Here is a 15,065-nt window from a genome sequence, read left to right as displayed (position 1 = left end):
GTCTGAAATAGGACGGGCTTGGAATTCACACCTTCTGCGTTTCCGCAAGAAAGCGTGATCCCCTTTCCCATGGAGGTTACTGTCCGCATACCGGTCCTTGGCCGGAAAATAAACCGTTGGCAGGCGGCACCTGCCGCGTTCGCGCGTTGACAAGCCCGACTGAAGCTTGATCATGCCCGGACGTCTGCAATTGTCTGGAGGGTGTAATGGCAATGCGCGCGGCTCGTGGTCTGTCGATTCTCGTCCTTTTTTTCCTTGCCTGGGGTAGCGTCGCGCAAGCGGCCGAGGCCCGGCGGATCGCGACGACGGACAATTCCGATTATTTCGGCTTCGATCTCCGGTCCGACCAGAACGTCACGCTCGACCAGTGCAAGACGACATGCCTCGGCGATCCGGCCTGCCGCGCCTTCACCTACAACACCAAGGCAAAATGGTGCTTTCTCAAATCCGACTATAACCAGTTGAAATCCTTCACCGGCGCGGTCGCCGGCAAGGTCGTCAACATGGACGGCGATCCCGACATCGGCGCGCCGCCGGAACTCGCCTTCTTTCCCAACTGGATGGCCGACCAGGCCCAGCAATACCGCAACAAGGTGCTCGGCCCGGCCTTCGACAAGCCGACAGAGGGCATGGCGGCGCTGACCAATGCCGCCGAACAGGCCGTGTTGACCGGCGACCATCGCTCCGCCATGCAGAAATACGAGGCCGCGGTCTCGGTCATGCCTGACGATGGCCAGCTCTGGCTCAAGCTGGCGCGCGAAACGCTGGCCGTGCAGCCTGCCGCCAACACCTCCGAAGCCTCGACTTTGCCGGCAAACGGCACGTCGGCCGCCTTCAACGCCTATAAGCTGCTGCGCACCACCAAGACGCGCGCCGAAGTGCTGGCGCTGCTCGGCAACGGTCTCGACAAGCGCGATCTCTACCGGCCGGCGCTGCAGGCCTATGAGGCCAGCCTTGCGCTGGAAAGCTCGCCCGCGGTCCAGGCCGACTATGCCGATCTGAAAGCCCGCAAAGGATTCCGCGTTGTCGATCACAGCATCGATGCCGACACCAGCGCGCCGCGCATCTGCGCGCAATTCTCCGAGGAACTGGTCAAGACCGGCGTCGACTACGCGCAGTTCGTCACCGTCGACAACGCGCCGCCCAAGGGCGTCGAGGCCAAGGACAAGCAGATCTGCGTCGAGGGCCTGGAGCATGGCCAGCATTACGACGTCACCTTCCGCGCCGGCCTGCCGGCGGCTATCGGCGAAGTGACCGCCGCCCCCGTGGTGCTGTCGATCTACGTGCAGGACCGCGCGCCGTCCGCCCGCTTCACCGGCGACAGCTTCGTGCTGCCGGCCGGCGCGCGCCGCGGCATCCCGGTCGTCACCGTCAACATGAACGCCGCCGAAATGAAGCTCTACCGCATCGGCGACCGTTCGCTGGCGCAGCTTCTGTCGGGCTACCAGTTCCTGCACCAGCTCGACGGCTATGACATCTCCAACATTTCCGAGCAGATGGGCGCACCGGTCTGGCAGGGCCAGCTCGACATCGGCAACGACCTCAACAAGGAAGTCACCACCTCCTTCCCGGTCGACGAAGCGCTGCCGCAGCGCAAGCCCGGCGTCTATGTGCTGACCGCGCAGCCCGTCAACGACAAGAGTGACGACTACGGTTCGCTGGCCACGCAGTGGTTCGTCGTCTCCGACATCGGCCTGTCGACCTATACCGGCCAGGACGGGCTCAATGTCTTTGCCCGTTCGCTGGGCAGCGCCAAGCCGATTGCCGGCGCCGAACTGACGCTGGTTGCCAGGAACAACGAGGTTCTCGGCACCGCGACGTCGGATGCCGACGGCCACGCCGTCTTCAACCCCGGCCTGACGCGCGGTGACGGCGGCATGGTGCCGGCCGTGCTGATGGCCAAGCAGGGCGATAATGACTTCGTCTTCCTCGACATGGCCAAGGCCGGCTTCGACCTGTCCGACCGTGGCGTCACCGGACGCGCGGCACCAGGCGCGCTCGATGTCTATGCCTGGACCGAGCGCGGCATCTACCGCGCCGGCGAGGACGTCCATGTCGCCGCCCTTGCCCGCGATGGTGCGAGCAAGGCGGTCGAAAACCTGCCGCTGACCTTCATCTTCTCGCGCCCCGATGGCGTCGAGGACCGCCGCATCGTCAGTGACGGCGCCTCGGCCGGCGGCCATGCCGTCGACCTGCCGCTCGAACCCAACGCCATGCGCGGCACATGGTCGGTGTCGATCCACACCGATCCCAAGCAGCCGGCGGTGGCCAGCCAGATGTTCCTGGTCGAGGACTTCGTGCCGGATCGCATCGAATTCGACATGAAAGCCGACAAGCAAGAGATTGCGCGGGGCGAAACCGCCAACATCGACATTGACGGCCGCTTCCTCTATGGCGCGCCGGCGGCGGGCCTTGCGCTGGAAGGGGAGTTGACGCTGTCGACCTCTCGTGACTGGGACCGCTTTCCCAACTTTTCCTTCGGCCTCGCCGACGAGCAGTCGGCGGAGCCGACGGTCACGCCGCTCACCGACCTGCCGGTGGTCGGCGATGACGGCAAGGCGACCTTCCCTGTTACCGTCGACCAGTTGCCCTCGACCACCAAGTTGGTCGACGGCAAGGTGACGGTGCGCATGCGCGAAACCGGCGGCCGCGCCATCGAGCGCTCGCTCAACATCGGCATCCGCCCGCAAGGCCATATGATCGGCATCCGACCGGACTTCGCCGATGGCGAAGTGCCGCAGGGCGGCACCGCCAAGTTCAGCCTGATCGCCGTCGATCCCAACGGCAAGCGCGAGGCGCTGAAAGGCGCGCAGTGGACACTGGTCAAGGTCGAACGCAATTACCAGTGGTACCGCTCCAACAACTCCTGGAACTACGAGCCGGTCTCCTTCACCAAGTCGATCGCCAACGGCCAGGTCGACCTCGGCGCCGACGGCGACGCCACCGTCTCCGTGCCGGTCGATTGGGGCCAGTACCGGCTCGAGGTCGAGACATCCGATCCCGAGGGGCCGGCGACCAGCTACGAGTTCGACGCCGGCTGGTATGTCGCCTCGACGACCACCGAAACGCCTGATGGCCTTGAGATCGCCCTCGACAAGGACAATTATGCCGCGGGCGAAGTGGCGAAGCTGAAAATCTCGCCGCATTTTGCCGGCGAACTTCTGATCAACATCGGTTCCGACAAGCTGTTGAAGACCATCACGGCGACCGTACCGGCAGGCGGCGGCACCGTCGATATCCCCGTCGGTGACGATTGGGGTGCCGGCGCCTATGTCACGGCAACCCTGTTCCGGCCGGGCGATGCGCAGGAAACGCGCATGCCGGCCCGCGCCATCGGCGTGAAATGGCTGACGGTCGATCCGGCCGCCAAGAAGCTTGCCATCACGCTGACGCCGCCCGACAAGACCGTGCCGCGCCAGCAGCTGTCGATCCCGGTTTCAGTGGCCGGCGTGCAGCCGGGCACGAACGCCTATGTCATGGTTGCCGCCGTCGATGTCGGCATCCTCAACCTGACCAACTACAAGGCGCCGGATCCGGAGAACTGGTTCTTCGGCCAGCGCATGCTGGGCATGGAGATCCGCGACATCTACGGCCGCCTGATCGATGGCTCGCTGGGCACCACCGGCAAGCTCCGGACCGGCGGCGACGGCGCCAATATGCAGGCGCAGGGCAGCCCGCCCACCGAAAAGCTGGTTGCCTTCTTCTCCGGCATTGTCCAGCTCGATGCCGACGGCAAGGCGCGGATCGACTTCGATATCCCGCAGTTCAACGGCACCGTGCGCGTCATGGCCGTCGCCTGGACCAAGGAAGCGGTCGGCCATGCCCAGGCGGACGTGATCGTGCGCGATCCCATAGTGATTACCGCCGGCCTGCCGCGCTTCCTGGCGCCTGGCGACAACGCCGTCATGCGCCTCGACGTGGCCGACACCGACGGCCCGGCCGGCGACTACGCGCTGTCGATCGATACGACGGGCGACCTGTCGACCGGCGACAAGTCCCTGCCTCAGAAGCTGACGCTCGCCCAGGGCAAGCGCCAGACGCTGACCGTGCCGCTGATCGCCAGCACGGCGGGCAATGCCTCGCTCACCATCAAGCTGGCGCACGCCGACGGCACCAAGGTCGAGCAGACGCTCTATGTGCCGGTGCGCCCGGCGCAATTGCCGGTCACCACGCGCCTTGTGGTCGACCTCAAGGGCAATGGCGGCGCGCTGCGCGTCGACAAGGAACTCTTGGCGGCCAGCCTGCTCGACGGCGCTTCGGTCAGTGTCGGCGTTTCGCAGGCGGCAGCCTTCGACGTGCCCTCGCTGCTGATGACGCTTGGTCGCTACCCCTATGGCTGCGCCGAGCAGACCACCAGCCGCGCCATGCCGCTTCTCTACGTCAACGAGATGGCATCCGGCGTCGGCATGGAAAGCGACCCTGACCTGCACGGCCGCGTCCAGGACGCAATCTACAAGGTCCTGAGCTACCAGTCCTCGAGCGGCAGCTTCGGCCTGTGGGGCCCGGGCTCCGGCGACCCGTGGCTCGACGCCTATGTCAGCGAATTCCTGACCAGGGCGCGGGAGCAGAAATACGACGTGCCGGCTCTGGCGATGAACCAGGCCCTCAACAACCTGCAGAACTCGCTCGGCTACGACCAGAGCGTACAGGACCGCGGCAGCGAGATCGCCTACGCCCTCTATGTGCTCGCCCGCAACAAGAAGGCCTCGATCGGCGATCTGCGCTATTACGCCGACACCCAGCTCGAAGCCTTCTCGAGCCCGATGGCCGTTGCCCAATTGGCGGCGAGCCTGGCGCTCTACGGCGACACGCAGCGTTCAGAGGCGACGTTCAAGACCGCGCTGCAGCTCGCCAAGTCGAGCACGGAGTACGACTGGTACCGCTCCGACTACGGTTCGGCGTTGCGCGACGGCGCGGCGATGCTGTCGCTGGCGGCGGAATCGAAGCCGGTATCGACCATCGTGCCCGAGCTGATCAAACTGGTGACCAGGGAACGCGCCGAAGCCCGCTGGACCAGCACCCAGGACGATTCCTGGATGCTGCTGGCGGCGCGCGCGCTGAAGGAGGGCAACGACTCTATCGCGCTCACCGTCAATGGCGCGCCGCATTCCGGCGGCTATTCCAACCAGGTCAACGGCTCCGAGCTTATCGACAGCCCGCTCGAAATCGCCAACACCGGCAAGACCCCGCTGCAGGCCGTCGTCACCACCGTGGCGTCGCCGATCCAGCCCTTGCCGGCCGGCGGTGACGGCTTCACCATCAGCCGCACCTACTACAAGCTCGACGGCACTGAAGCCAATGTGACCGAGGCAACCCAGAACGAACGCTATGTCGTCGTGCTCAAGGTCACCGAGCAGAACAGCTGGCCGTCGCGCCTGCTGGTCACCGACCTGTTGCCGGCCGGCTTCGAGATCGACAATCCAGGCCTGGTCTCCAGCGCCCAGTTGACGAACTTCTCCTGGCTGGCACAGACCGACGCCGCGCATCTGGAATTCCGCGACGATCGCTTCGTCGCGGCATTCAACCCGGCCGATGGCGACCACGACCACAATCTGACGCTTGCCTATGTCGTGCGCGCCGTGACGCCGGGCACCTATGCCCATCCGGCGGCAACGGTGGAGGACATGTACCGTCCGCAATATTCGGCCCGTACAGCTACCGGCATGATGGAGATCAAGGCACCGTAAGGTGCCTTGGCGGAAATGAACGTGAGGTTCGCGCCGCCCCTCATTGCCCTGCCGGGCATTTCTCCCCGTATAGAGACGGGGAGAAAGAAGCCTGCACCAAAGCTTTCGCCAGCTTTAAACGTCGCAGGAAAGGCGCCAATGCATGCCACAGCTCCCTTCTCCCCGTCACTAAACGGGGAGAAGGTGGCGGCAGCCGGATGAGGGGCGGCGCCATGCTTTCCAAGAAACTCCTCCGTCGCGCTGCCATCGCAGTTGCCTCCCTTGCCGCCTTCTTCACGATTGCCGCCGCCGCCCTCTGGCAACTCGACCGCGCCTTCCCGCCCCCGCTTCCTGAAAGGCTCACCGTCTCCACGGAAGTCCAGGACCGCGACGGCCAGCTGTTGCGCGCCTTTGCCACACCGGACGGCTACTGGCGGCTGGAAACCCGGCTCGACCAGGTCGACAAGCAGTTCGTCGACATGCTGGTCACCTATGAGGACAAGCGCTTCTGGGACCATGAGGGGGTCGACGTGCTGGCGCTGGCGCGCGCCGCCGGCCAGTTCGCGACCAGCGGCCACATCGTCTCCGGCGGCTCGACCCTGTCGATGCAGCTCGCCCGCCTGATCGAGCCGCGCGAGAGCCGCAGCCTCGGCTCCAAGCTCAAGCAGATGCTGCGGGCCATCCAGATCGAGCGGCGGTTGTCGAAGCGCGAGATCCTCGAACGCTATCTCACAGTGGCGCCGTATGGCGGCAATCTGGAGGGCGTGCGTGCCGCTTCGCTCGCCTATTTCGGCAAGGAGCCAAAGCGGCTCACCGTTTCCGAAGCCGCGCTTCTGGTGGCCCTCCCGCAATTGCCGGAAAAGCGCCGTCCTGACCGCAACCTGCAGATCGCCCACGCAGCTCGCGACCGTGTGCTCACCCGCATGGTCTCATCAGGCCTGATCGGCGAACGCGAGGCCGCACGCGCGGCGCTTGACGATGTGTTGAGCCTGCGCCGCCGCTTGCCGGCGCTCGCCGCGCATGCCTCTTACGCCATGCTGCCCAAGGCCGTCCCCGGCCAGCCGCTCAAGCTGACGATCCGCAAAAGCGTCCAGCAGGGACTGGAAGAGGTGGCCCGCGACGCCGCCACCAGGCTCGGGCCGCGTCTGTCGGTCGCCATGGTGCTGGCCGATGCCCGCACCGGCGACATTCTGGGCGAAGTCGGCTCGGCCAATTTCTTCGATTCCAGCCGTTCCGGCTGGATCGACATGACCAAGGTCGTGCGCTCGCCCGGCTCGACGCTGAAGCCGTTCATCTATGGCCTCGCCTTCGAACAGGGACTGGTGGCGCAGGAGACGCTGATCGAGGACAGCCCGGTCGATTTCAGCGGCTACAGACCCAAGAATTTCGACATGGGCTATCAGGGCGATGTCTCGATCCGCCAGGCGCTGCAATTGTCGCTCAACGTCCCGGCGATCCGGGTGCTCGACGCGGTCGGTCCGGCGCGGCTGACGGCGCGCTTCCGCCAGGCGGGCGTCAACCCAATCCTGCCGGTCAATGAGGCGCCGGGGCTGGCCATCGGGCTTGGTGGCGTCGGCGTCACGCTGCGCGACCTCGTCCAGCTCTATACGGGGCTCGCCAATGGCGGCAAGACGCACTCGCTGCGCGACGGCACCGAACCGGCCAATGCCGTGAGTTCGACCGCCACCATCCTCAGCGACCAGGCCAATTGGCAGATCATCGACATCCTCTCCGGAGTAAAACCGCCGGAAGGTGCCTTGCAGCGCGGCATCGCCTACAAGACCGGAACCTCCTACGGCTACCGCGACGCCTGGTCGGTGGGCTTCGATGGCCGCTATGTGCTGGGCGTCTGGGTCGGCAGGCCCGATGCCGGCGCGGTGCCGGGCCTCTCCGGCTATGTCTCGGCCGCCCCGATCCTGTTCGAAGGCTTTGTCCGCTCGGGCCTCGCCACCGTACCGCTGCCAGGCAAACCGCCCGGTGCCTTCACACCCAAGCGCGAGGACCTGCCTGTGACGCTCGCCCGCTTCGGCGCCGGCGCGGATGGCCTGGTGCAGGCGACGCCGACCGAACCGGCGCCGAGCATCATCTTCCCGCCGGACGGCGCCCGCGTCGATCTCTCCACCAACTCGGCCGACGCCTCGCCGCTGGTGCTGAAATTGCAAGGCGGCCGCGCCCCGTTCCGCTGGCTGGCCAATGGCAAGCCCCTCATCGGCCTCGACCGCCGCCGCACCGCGACCTGGCTGCCCGACGGCGCGGGCTATTCGACGCTCACCGTCATCGACGCCGCAGGACGGGCTGCCAGTGTGAAGGTCTTCGTCCAGTGAAAGCGATCCTTGAATAGAATGCGCCAGGCGATTCAGCGCATTGGCTTTTGTGCGCTGATGATTGCCGGCTCGGCCCTGCCGGCGCCTGCCGATCCCCTCCCCGCGGGTTTCGTTCGCCTCGCCGATGTCGCCCCATCGATCCGCCAGGACATTCGCTACGCCAACGCCGACAATTTTCTGCACCGCAAGGTGAATGGCTATGACGCGCCGGTCTGCATTTTGACCCGGGAGGCCGCCGAGGCACTTTCCAGAGTCCAGCGGGCGATCGCCACCAGAGGCCTGACGCTGGTCGTCTTCGACTGCTATCGCCCTGCCCGCGCCGTTGCCGACATGGGTGAATGGACGGCCGCGGGTGGACCGCCGGACCCGCAATGGTATCCGAAGGTCAAGCGTGGCGATCTCATCGCCAAGGGCTATGTCGGCGAACTGTCCAGCCATTCGCGCGGCTCCACCGTCGATGTTGCCATCGCGCCTGTCGACAGTACCCCCGTGCCAAAACCGGCCTGCGGCGCGATCGATGCCGACACCCTCGATTTCGGCACCGGCTTCGATTGTTTCGACCCGATGAGCGAGACCGCGCGTCGCCCGCCCGGCGCCGAAGCGGCGGCAAACCGAAAGCTGCTCGTCGATGCCATGCGTGCTGGCGGGTTCAAGAACTACGCGCGCGAATGGTGGCATTTTGCGCTGGCCCGCGAGCCATTTCAAAAGCAGCGCTTCGATTTCCCGGTGACCGTCGAGTAACCTGCCTAACCAGCCTTGCCCAACCAGCCTTGCCCGGCAACCGCGCATCCCTAGATAGGCCGGATGGTGGCCGACTCCGGCGCGGAGCGACCGCGAGGAAAATATTTCTCATAACAGCGACAGATCGCCGAAGATTTCCTTCAGGAGGACAAAAAAGGCAACATTCAATGCATCTTATTTCTATCAATTTGCTAGATTTGGCGCGGGTTAACGGAGGCAGAAATGACCAAACCTCATTTCAGGAAACTGCTCGGCGCACTGGTCGCCACATCTATCCAGTTCGGCACGCTCGGTTTCGCGTTTGCCGACACCACCATTCTCAATGTGTCCTACGATCCGACGCGCGAGCTCTACAAGGCCTATGACGAGGCCTTCGCCGCGCATTGGAAGGCGGAGACCGGCGAGACGGTGACCATCCAGCAGTCGCATGGCGGATCGGGTGCCCAGGCCCGCGCGGTGATCGATGGCCTCGACGCCGATGTGGTGACGCTGGCGCTCGAAGGCGACATCAACGCCATCGTCTCGAAGTCAAAGAAGATCAATCCAGACTGGCGCACCAAATTCGAAAACAATTCGGCGCCCTACACCTCGACGATCATCTTCCTCGTCCGCAAGGGCAATCCCAAGGGCATCCACGACTGGAACGACCTCGTCAAGGACGGTGTCCAGGTGATCACGCCCAACCCCAAAACCTCGGGCGGCGCACGCTGGAACTATCTCGCGGCCTGGGCCTATGCCAACGCCAATGATGGCGGCGATGAAGCCAAGACCAAGGACTTCGTCGGCAAGCTCTACGCCAATGCTCCCGTGCTCGACACCGGCGCGCGCGGCTCGACCGTGACCTTCGCGCAAAAAGGCCTGGGTGACGTGCTGATCGCCTGGGAAAACGACGCCTATCTGGCGCTCGACGAGTTCGGCGCCGACAATTTCGACATCGTTTATCCGCCGACCTCCATCCTGGCCGAGCCACCGGTGGCCGTGGTCGACGCCAATGTCGACGCCAAGGGCACACGCAAGGTGGCCGAGGCCTATCTGAGCTACCTCTATTCCAAGGAAGGCCAGACCATCATCGCCAAGAACCATTATAGGCCGTCCAAGCCCGAACTGGTTCCGCCCGAGGATCTCGCCAAGCTGCCGCCGATCAAGCTGATCACCATCGACGATCCGCTTTTCGGCGGCTGGAAGAAAGCGCAGCCTTATCATTTCGGCGACGGTGGTATATTCGACCAGATCTACAAGCCGGCCCAGTGAGCTAAACCTAGATCGGGACGACATGACCACAGCACCCGCGCGGGCGGGGTGGCGGTTCAGACAGCCGAGCGTCATTCCGGGTTTCGGATTGACGCTCGGCTTCTCGCTTGCCTACCTCACCCTCATCATCCTCATCCCCCTATCCGGGCTGATCTGGCGTTCGGCCGCTCTCGGCTGGGTCGATTTCTGGGCCATCGCCACCGATCGCCGCACGATCAACGCCCTTCGAATCAGCTTCGGCACGGCGTTCATCGCGGCTGTCGTCAATGTCGTCTTCGGCACGCTCGTCGCCTGGGTGCTGGTGCGCTACCGTTTTCCGGGCCGCCGCATCGTCGACGCCATGGTCGACCTGCCCTTCGCCCTGCCGACGGCTGTGGCCGGCATCGCGCTGACCACGCTCTACGCGCCGAATGGCTGGATCGGCAAATTGCTGATGCCGCTCGGCATCAAGGTCGCCTACACGCCGCTCGGCATCGTCATTGCGCTGATCTTCATCGGCCTGCCCTTCGTCGTGCGAACCGTGCAGCCGATCATGGAAGAGATCGACAAGGAAGTGGAGGAAGCCGCAGCCACGCTTGGCGCCAGCCGCTTCCAGATCATCACCCGCGTGCTCTTTCCCGGCCTGGCGCCGGCCATCATCACGGGCTTCTCGCTGGCCTTCGCGCGCGGCGTCGGCGAATACGGCTCGGTCATCTTCATCGCCGGCAACCTGCCCTACAAATCCGAGATCGCGCCGCTTCTGATCGTCATCCGGCTCGAGGAATACAATTACCCGGCGGCGACCGCGATCGCCGCGATCATGCTGGCGCTGTCGTTCCTCATGCTGTTGATCGTCAATCTGGTGCAGACATGGAGCCGCAAGCGCTATGGCTGATCCCGAGATCAAATCCTACGAACCGTATCATGAGAGCCGCTCGGCGGCGGTGACCGAGAGCCGGCCGGCACGGTCCGTGCTGATGGCCATCGTCTTCGTCTTTCTCGCCGTCTTCCTGCTGCTGCCGCTGATCATCGTTTTCAAGGAAGCTTTCGCCAAAGGCGTTGGCACCTACCTGCAATCGCTAAGCGATGCCGACACGCGTTCGGCGATCCGCCTGACCTTGCTGGTGGCCGCGATCTCGGTCCCGCTCAACATCGTCTTCGGCATCTCGGCCGCCTGGGCGATCGCCAAGTTCGAGTTCAAGGGCAAGGCCTTTCTGACCACGCTGATCGACCTGCCCTTCTCGGTCTCGCCGGTCATTTCGGGTCTGGTCTACGTGCTTCTCTTCGGTGCTCAAGGGTTGCTCGGCGAGTGGCTGAAGGCACATGGCATCCAGATCCTGTTCGCCGTGCCGGGCATTGTGCTGGCCACCGTCTTTGTCACCTTCCCTTTCGTCGCCCGCGAACTGATTCCGCTCATGCAGGAACAGGGCAATGGCGACGAGGAGGCGGCGCTGTCGCTTGGCGCCAATGGCTGGCAGGCCTTCTGGTACGTGACCTTGCCTAACGTCAAATGGGGCCTGCTCTACGGCGTCCTTTTGTGCAATGCGCGCGCCATGGGCGAGTTCGGCGCGGTTTCGGTGGTGTCGGGCCACATACGCGGCCTGACCAACACCATGCCGCTGCATGTCGAAATCCTCTACAACGAGTACAACGCCGTCGGCGCCTTTGCCGTCGCTTCCTTGCTTGCCGGGCTGGCGCTCGTAACGCTGGTCTTGAAAACACTGCTCGAGATGCGCTACGGCGCCGAACTCGCCGCGACGCGCGGACATTAGAAGGTTCATTGCATGGAAGTTCGCGTTGCCAACGTGCGCAAGGAGTTCGAGCGGTTTCCGGCGCTCCACGATGTCTCGCTCGACATCAAGTCGGGCGAACTGATCGCGCTGCTCGGACCGTCCGGCTCCGGCAAGACGACGCTGCTCAGGCTGATCGCCGGGCTGGAACGCCCGACGCGTGGGAAAATCTTCTTTGGTGACGAGGACGCTTCGCAGAAATCGATCCAGGAGCGCAACGTCGGCTTCGTCTTCCAGCACTACGCGCTGTTCCGCCACATGACGGTGGCCGACAATATCGGCTTCGGCCTCAAGGTGCGGCACGGGCCGACGCGGCCGCCGACCGCCGAAATCCGCCGCCGCGCCTCCGAGCTTCTCGATCTTGTCCAGCTTTCAGGGCTGGAGAAGCGCTATCCGGCGCAGCTTTCGGGCGGCCAGCGCCAGCGTGTGGCGCTCGCCCGCGCCATGGCCATCGAACCCAAGGTGCTGCTGCTCGACGAGCCGTTCGGCGCGCTCGATGCGCAGGTGCGCCGGGAACTGCGTCGCTGGCTGCGCGAAATCCATGACCGCACCGGCCACACCACCGTCTTCGTGACCCACGACCAGGAAGAGGCTTTGGAGCTTGCCGACCGCGTCGTGGTGATGAGCCAGGGCCGCATCGAACAGGTCGGCACCGCCGACGACATCTACGACACGCCGAACTCGCCTTTCGTCTACGGCTTCATCGGAGAATCCAGCTCCCTTCCCGTCAAGGTCGAGAATGGCGAGATCTGGCTGGCCGACCGTCCGATCGGATTGTCGGCGCCGCATGCGCCCGAGGGCGACGCGATGCTCTACTTCCGGCCGCATGACGTCGAACTGCTGGACGGCTGCAGCGGCTGCATCGCCGGCACCGTGGCCGCCAGCCGCCGCGTCGCCGGCACAAGGCGCGTCGAGCTCGAGATCGGCGGCGAACGCCAGCGGGTCGAGATCGAACTGCCGGTCGATCATCCAGCGGCACAGAAGAGCCGCGTGGCGTTCCGGCCGGGGCGCTGGAAGCTGTTTCCGGCTGCGTAGCGATAGGACCGCCGTCAATCCCTGTCCCGGTCGAGGGCGGCCGCCTACCCTTTCACCAGGCCTTTCAACGACAGCACCAATGTCATGGGATTTTTCGGGGAAGCCGCAAAGCCATGGCGCTCATAAAAGGCTTTCGCTTCGTCCGATATCGCATGAACAAAAATTCCGCGTATCCCGAGGATCGTCGCGGCTTGACCGGCGCGCAGGACGGCATCTTGCAGAAGCGCTGCACCCAGTCCCTTCCCTTGCCAGCCTGTGTCCACCGCGAGACGCCCGAGCACGACCATTGGAATGGGATCCGGCATGTTGCGCCGAACAATGCCGGGCGCTTCCGCCAGGTCAAGCCCGCCCGAAGACAGGCAGTAGTAGCCGACAACGCGTATGCCTTCCGCGACCACATAAGTACGAGATGCGCCACTGACCTGGTTGGCCCGTGCGCGGCGGCGAAGCCATTGGTCGAGACTTTCCGTTCCGCTTTGGAAAAGTTCGAGATCGTGGTTCTCGGCCAGCGGCGTGGGCGCCGACAGCATCAGTCCTGCCATGGCTTGGGCACGTTCATAAGACGCGCAAAACCTTCCCCGCTTGGCGGTTCATCGAGGATGTCGAGATAGTGCCGGTAACTCTGGGCATCCACCTTGATCAGTGTTTGGTCGAGGAGCGTATCCTCGGCCGCGCGGTAGGCGGCATCGATCATGAAATCGGAACGGGTTTTCCCGCGTAGCTTTGCGGCGCGGTCAATCAGTATGCGCATATCCTCGCGAATGCGCAGATTGACAGGCTTAGCGTGAGTTTCGGCTGCGGCTTTCGCCATGGAGGGCTCCTTTCCTTCACCATAACATGCCGCATACACAATGTGTATCTATTTGTCCTTTCCATTGGGAAAAGGTTGACGTGAACCGAGCTCCAATATGATGCCGCTCAAAAGAAAAACCTAGGATCAGCCTGTCTGGGAAACGGTTTTCTAGCAACGAGTGCCAAGCCCTGAATCTATGCCTCGCCGCCCCTTTGTACCCTCGCTATGCTCGAACGATAAAACATTACATCCGGAGCCATTTCATGAAGCGATTTTTCCTCGGCGTTGCCGTCGCAGCCGGCCTCATCCTCGCATCCTCCCAGGCCTGGTCGGCCGACAAGCTGCTCAACGCCTCCTATGACGTCGGCCGCGAACTCTTCGTGCAGGTCAACAAGGCCTTTATCGCCAAGCATCCGGGCGTCAGCATCGACCAGTCCCATGCCGGCACCTCGGCGCAGGCGCGCGCCATCGCGGAGGGCCTCGGCGCCGATGTCGTCACCTTCAACCAGGTCACCGATGTCGACTTCCTGGTCAAGAAGGGCCTCGTCTCGGCCGACTGGCAGAAGGATTTTCCAGACAACGCCTCGCCCTTCTATTCGCTGCCTTCGTTTCTCGTCCGCGCGGGCAATCCAAAGCACATCAAGGACTGGAGCGACCTCGTGCGCGACGACGTGCAGGTGATCTTCCCCAATCCGAAGACGTCGGGCAATGCGCGCTACACCTATCTGGCGGCCACCGCCTACGCCAAGGAAGCCTTCAAGGGCGACGACGCCAAGGTGAAGGAGTTCATTACCAAGCTGTTCAACAACGTGCCGATCTTCGACACCGGCGGGCGCGCCGCGACCACCACCTTCGTGCAGCGCGAGATCGGCGACGTGCTGATCACCTTCGAATCCGAGACGCGCGGCATCCGCAAGGAATATGGCGACGACAAGTTCGAGCAGGTCACCCCTTCGGTCAGCCTGCTGGCGGAATTCCCGGTGGCGATCGTCGACAAGGTCGCCGACGAACACGGCACGCGCGACCTAGCCAAGAGCTATCTCGACTTCCTCTATACGCCCGAGGGCCAGGGCATCGCCGCCGAGAATGGCCTGCGCGCACGCGACGCGGCTGTCGCGGCCAAATACAAGGCCGATTTTCCGGACGTGCGCCTGCTGACGGTGGAAGACGTCTTCGGCGGTTGGGACAAGGTCCAAAAAGAGCATTTCGCCGCCGGCGGCCTGCTCGACCAAGCTTATGGCAGCCGGTAAAGTTTCAGCGGTCCGATAGAAAGATCAGGAGAGCCGGCCCCGGGGCTGGCTTTTCTTGTTTAGGCAGCCGATAGGGCAAATCCGGCGCCCATCGTGCAAAACGTTACAAACAATCAACGCGTTCGTGCCAAACATGCCTTTCCAATGGCTTGTTTTCGCGAAACGGCAACGTGTGAAAGCAATGCCGTCATCATTTGCACACAAACGGCCGCCAGATGCGGGGTGGTTGGGGCTTC

At 64.1% G+C, this 15,065-nt stretch carries 10 protein-coding genes; 8 read left to right on the top strand and 2 right to left on the bottom strand.

Features of this window, described 5'->3' with window-relative positions; genetic code table 11:
• Positions 1 to 206 precede the first annotated feature (206 nt).
• From LB571_RS12035 to LB571_RS12005, 7 genes are all read left to right on the top strand, one after another.
• On the top strand, positions 207 to 5,687 hold the full coding sequence (locus LB571_RS12035; protein WP_224594691.1) for an alpha-2-macroglobulin family protein: 5,481 nt from the start codon (positions 207 to 209) through the stop codon (positions 5,685 to 5,687).
• Between the two features lie 212 nt (positions 5,688 to 5,899).
• Positions 5,900 to 7,990, top strand: coding sequence for a penicillin-binding protein 1C (gene pbpC / locus LB571_RS12030; RefSeq protein ID WP_224594688.1), 2,091 nt, complete (start codon positions 5,900 to 5,902; stop codon positions 7,988 to 7,990).
• Between the two features lie 18 nt (positions 7,991 to 8,008).
• Positions 8,009 to 8,731, top strand: coding sequence for a M15 family metallopeptidase (locus LB571_RS12025; protein ID WP_224594687.1), 723 nt, complete (start codon positions 8,009 to 8,011; stop codon positions 8,729 to 8,731).
• A 222-nt stretch (positions 8,732 to 8,953) separates the two neighbouring features.
• Positions 8,954 to 9,982: a sulfate ABC transporter substrate-binding protein gene (locus LB571_RS12020; protein WP_015317128.1), complete on the top strand. Its 1,029-nt coding sequence runs from the start codon at positions 8,954 to 8,956 to the stop codon at positions 9,980 to 9,982.
• A 22-nt stretch (positions 9,983 to 10,004) separates the two neighbouring features.
• Entirely contained in the window at positions 10,005 to 10,856 is an 852-nt protein-coding gene (gene cysT, locus LB571_RS12015; RefSeq protein WP_140615520.1) for a sulfate ABC transporter permease subunit CysT, read from the top strand.
• Positions 10,849 to 11,733, top strand: coding sequence for a sulfate ABC transporter permease subunit CysW (gene cysW, locus LB571_RS12010; RefSeq protein WP_224594686.1), 885 nt, complete (start codon positions 10,849 to 10,851; stop codon positions 11,731 to 11,733). The genes cysT and cysW overlap by 8 nt, the downstream gene beginning before the upstream one ends.
• 12 nt (positions 11,734 to 11,745) lie before the next feature.
• Entirely contained in the window at positions 11,746 to 12,786 is a 1,041-nt protein-coding gene (locus LB571_RS12005) for a sulfate/molybdate ABC transporter ATP-binding protein (RefSeq protein ID WP_224583424.1), read from the top strand.
• Between the two features lie 44 nt (positions 12,787 to 12,830).
• On the opposite strand, the gene LB571_RS12000 is transcribed toward LB571_RS12005, so the two are convergent.
• Positions 12,831 to 13,316 carry a GNAT family N-acetyltransferase gene (locus LB571_RS12000; protein ID WP_140665417.1) on the bottom strand — a complete coding sequence of 162 codons (486 nt, stop codon included), beginning with the start codon at positions 13,314 to 13,316 and terminating at the stop codon, positions 12,831 to 12,833.
• On the bottom strand, positions 13,316 to 13,597 hold the full coding sequence (locus LB571_RS11995) for a DUF1778 domain-containing protein (RefSeq protein WP_140615516.1): 282 nt from the start codon (positions 13,595 to 13,597) through the stop codon (positions 13,316 to 13,318). Before LB571_RS11995 ends, LB571_RS12000 begins: the two co-directional genes overlap by 1 nt.
• 245 nt (positions 13,598 to 13,842) lie before the next feature.
• Between LB571_RS11995 and LB571_RS11990 the strand changes: the two genes are divergently transcribed.
• On the top strand, positions 13,843 to 14,829 hold the full coding sequence (locus LB571_RS11990) for a sulfate ABC transporter substrate-binding protein (protein WP_140790314.1): 987 nt from the start codon (positions 13,843 to 13,845) through the stop codon (positions 14,827 to 14,829).
• The last annotated feature ends 236 nt before the right edge of the window (positions 14,830 to 15,065 follow it).

It is taken from the genome of Mesorhizobium sp. BR1-1-4 (assembly GCF_020165375.1).
GTDB classification, from domain to species: domain Bacteria; phylum Pseudomonadota; class Alphaproteobacteria; order Rhizobiales; family Rhizobiaceae; genus Mesorhizobium; species Mesorhizobium australicum.
This window is presented reverse-complemented; position numbering and strand designations above follow the sequence as displayed.

Bases quoted from the DNA above. Each gene is read 5' to 3' on its own strand.
- LB571_RS12035 (WP_224594691.1), top strand. From the start codon at position 207: ATGGCAATGCGCGCGGCTCGTGGTCTGTCGATTCTCGTCCTTTTTTTC.
- pbpC (WP_224594688.1), top strand. From the start codon at position 5,900: ATGCTTTCCAAGAAACTCCTCCGTCGCGCTGCCATCGCAGTTGCCTCC.
- LB571_RS12025 (WP_224594687.1), top strand. From the start codon at position 8,009: ATGCGCCAGGCGATTCAGCGCATTGGCTTTTGTGCGCTGATGATTGCC.
- LB571_RS12020 (WP_015317128.1), top strand. From the start codon at position 8,954: ATGACCAAACCTCATTTCAGGAAACTGCTCGGCGCACTGGTCGCCACA.
- cysT (WP_140615520.1), top strand. From the start codon at position 10,005: ATGACCACAGCACCCGCGCGGGCGGGGTGGCGGTTCAGACAGCCGAGC.
- cysW (WP_224594686.1), top strand. From the start codon at position 10,849: ATGGCTGATCCCGAGATCAAATCCTACGAACCGTATCATGAGAGCCGC.
- LB571_RS12005 (WP_224583424.1), top strand. From the start codon at position 11,746: ATGGAAGTTCGCGTTGCCAACGTGCGCAAGGAGTTCGAGCGGTTTCCG.
- LB571_RS12000 (WP_140665417.1), bottom strand. From the start codon at position 13,316: ATGCTGTCGGCGCCCACGCCGCTGGCCGAGAACCACGATCTCGAACTT.
- LB571_RS11995 (WP_140615516.1), bottom strand. From the start codon at position 13,597: ATGGCGAAAGCCGCAGCCGAAACTCACGCTAAGCCTGTCAATCTGCGC.
- LB571_RS11990 (WP_140790314.1), top strand. From the start codon at position 13,843: ATGAAGCGATTTTTCCTCGGCGTTGCCGTCGCAGCCGGCCTCATCCTC.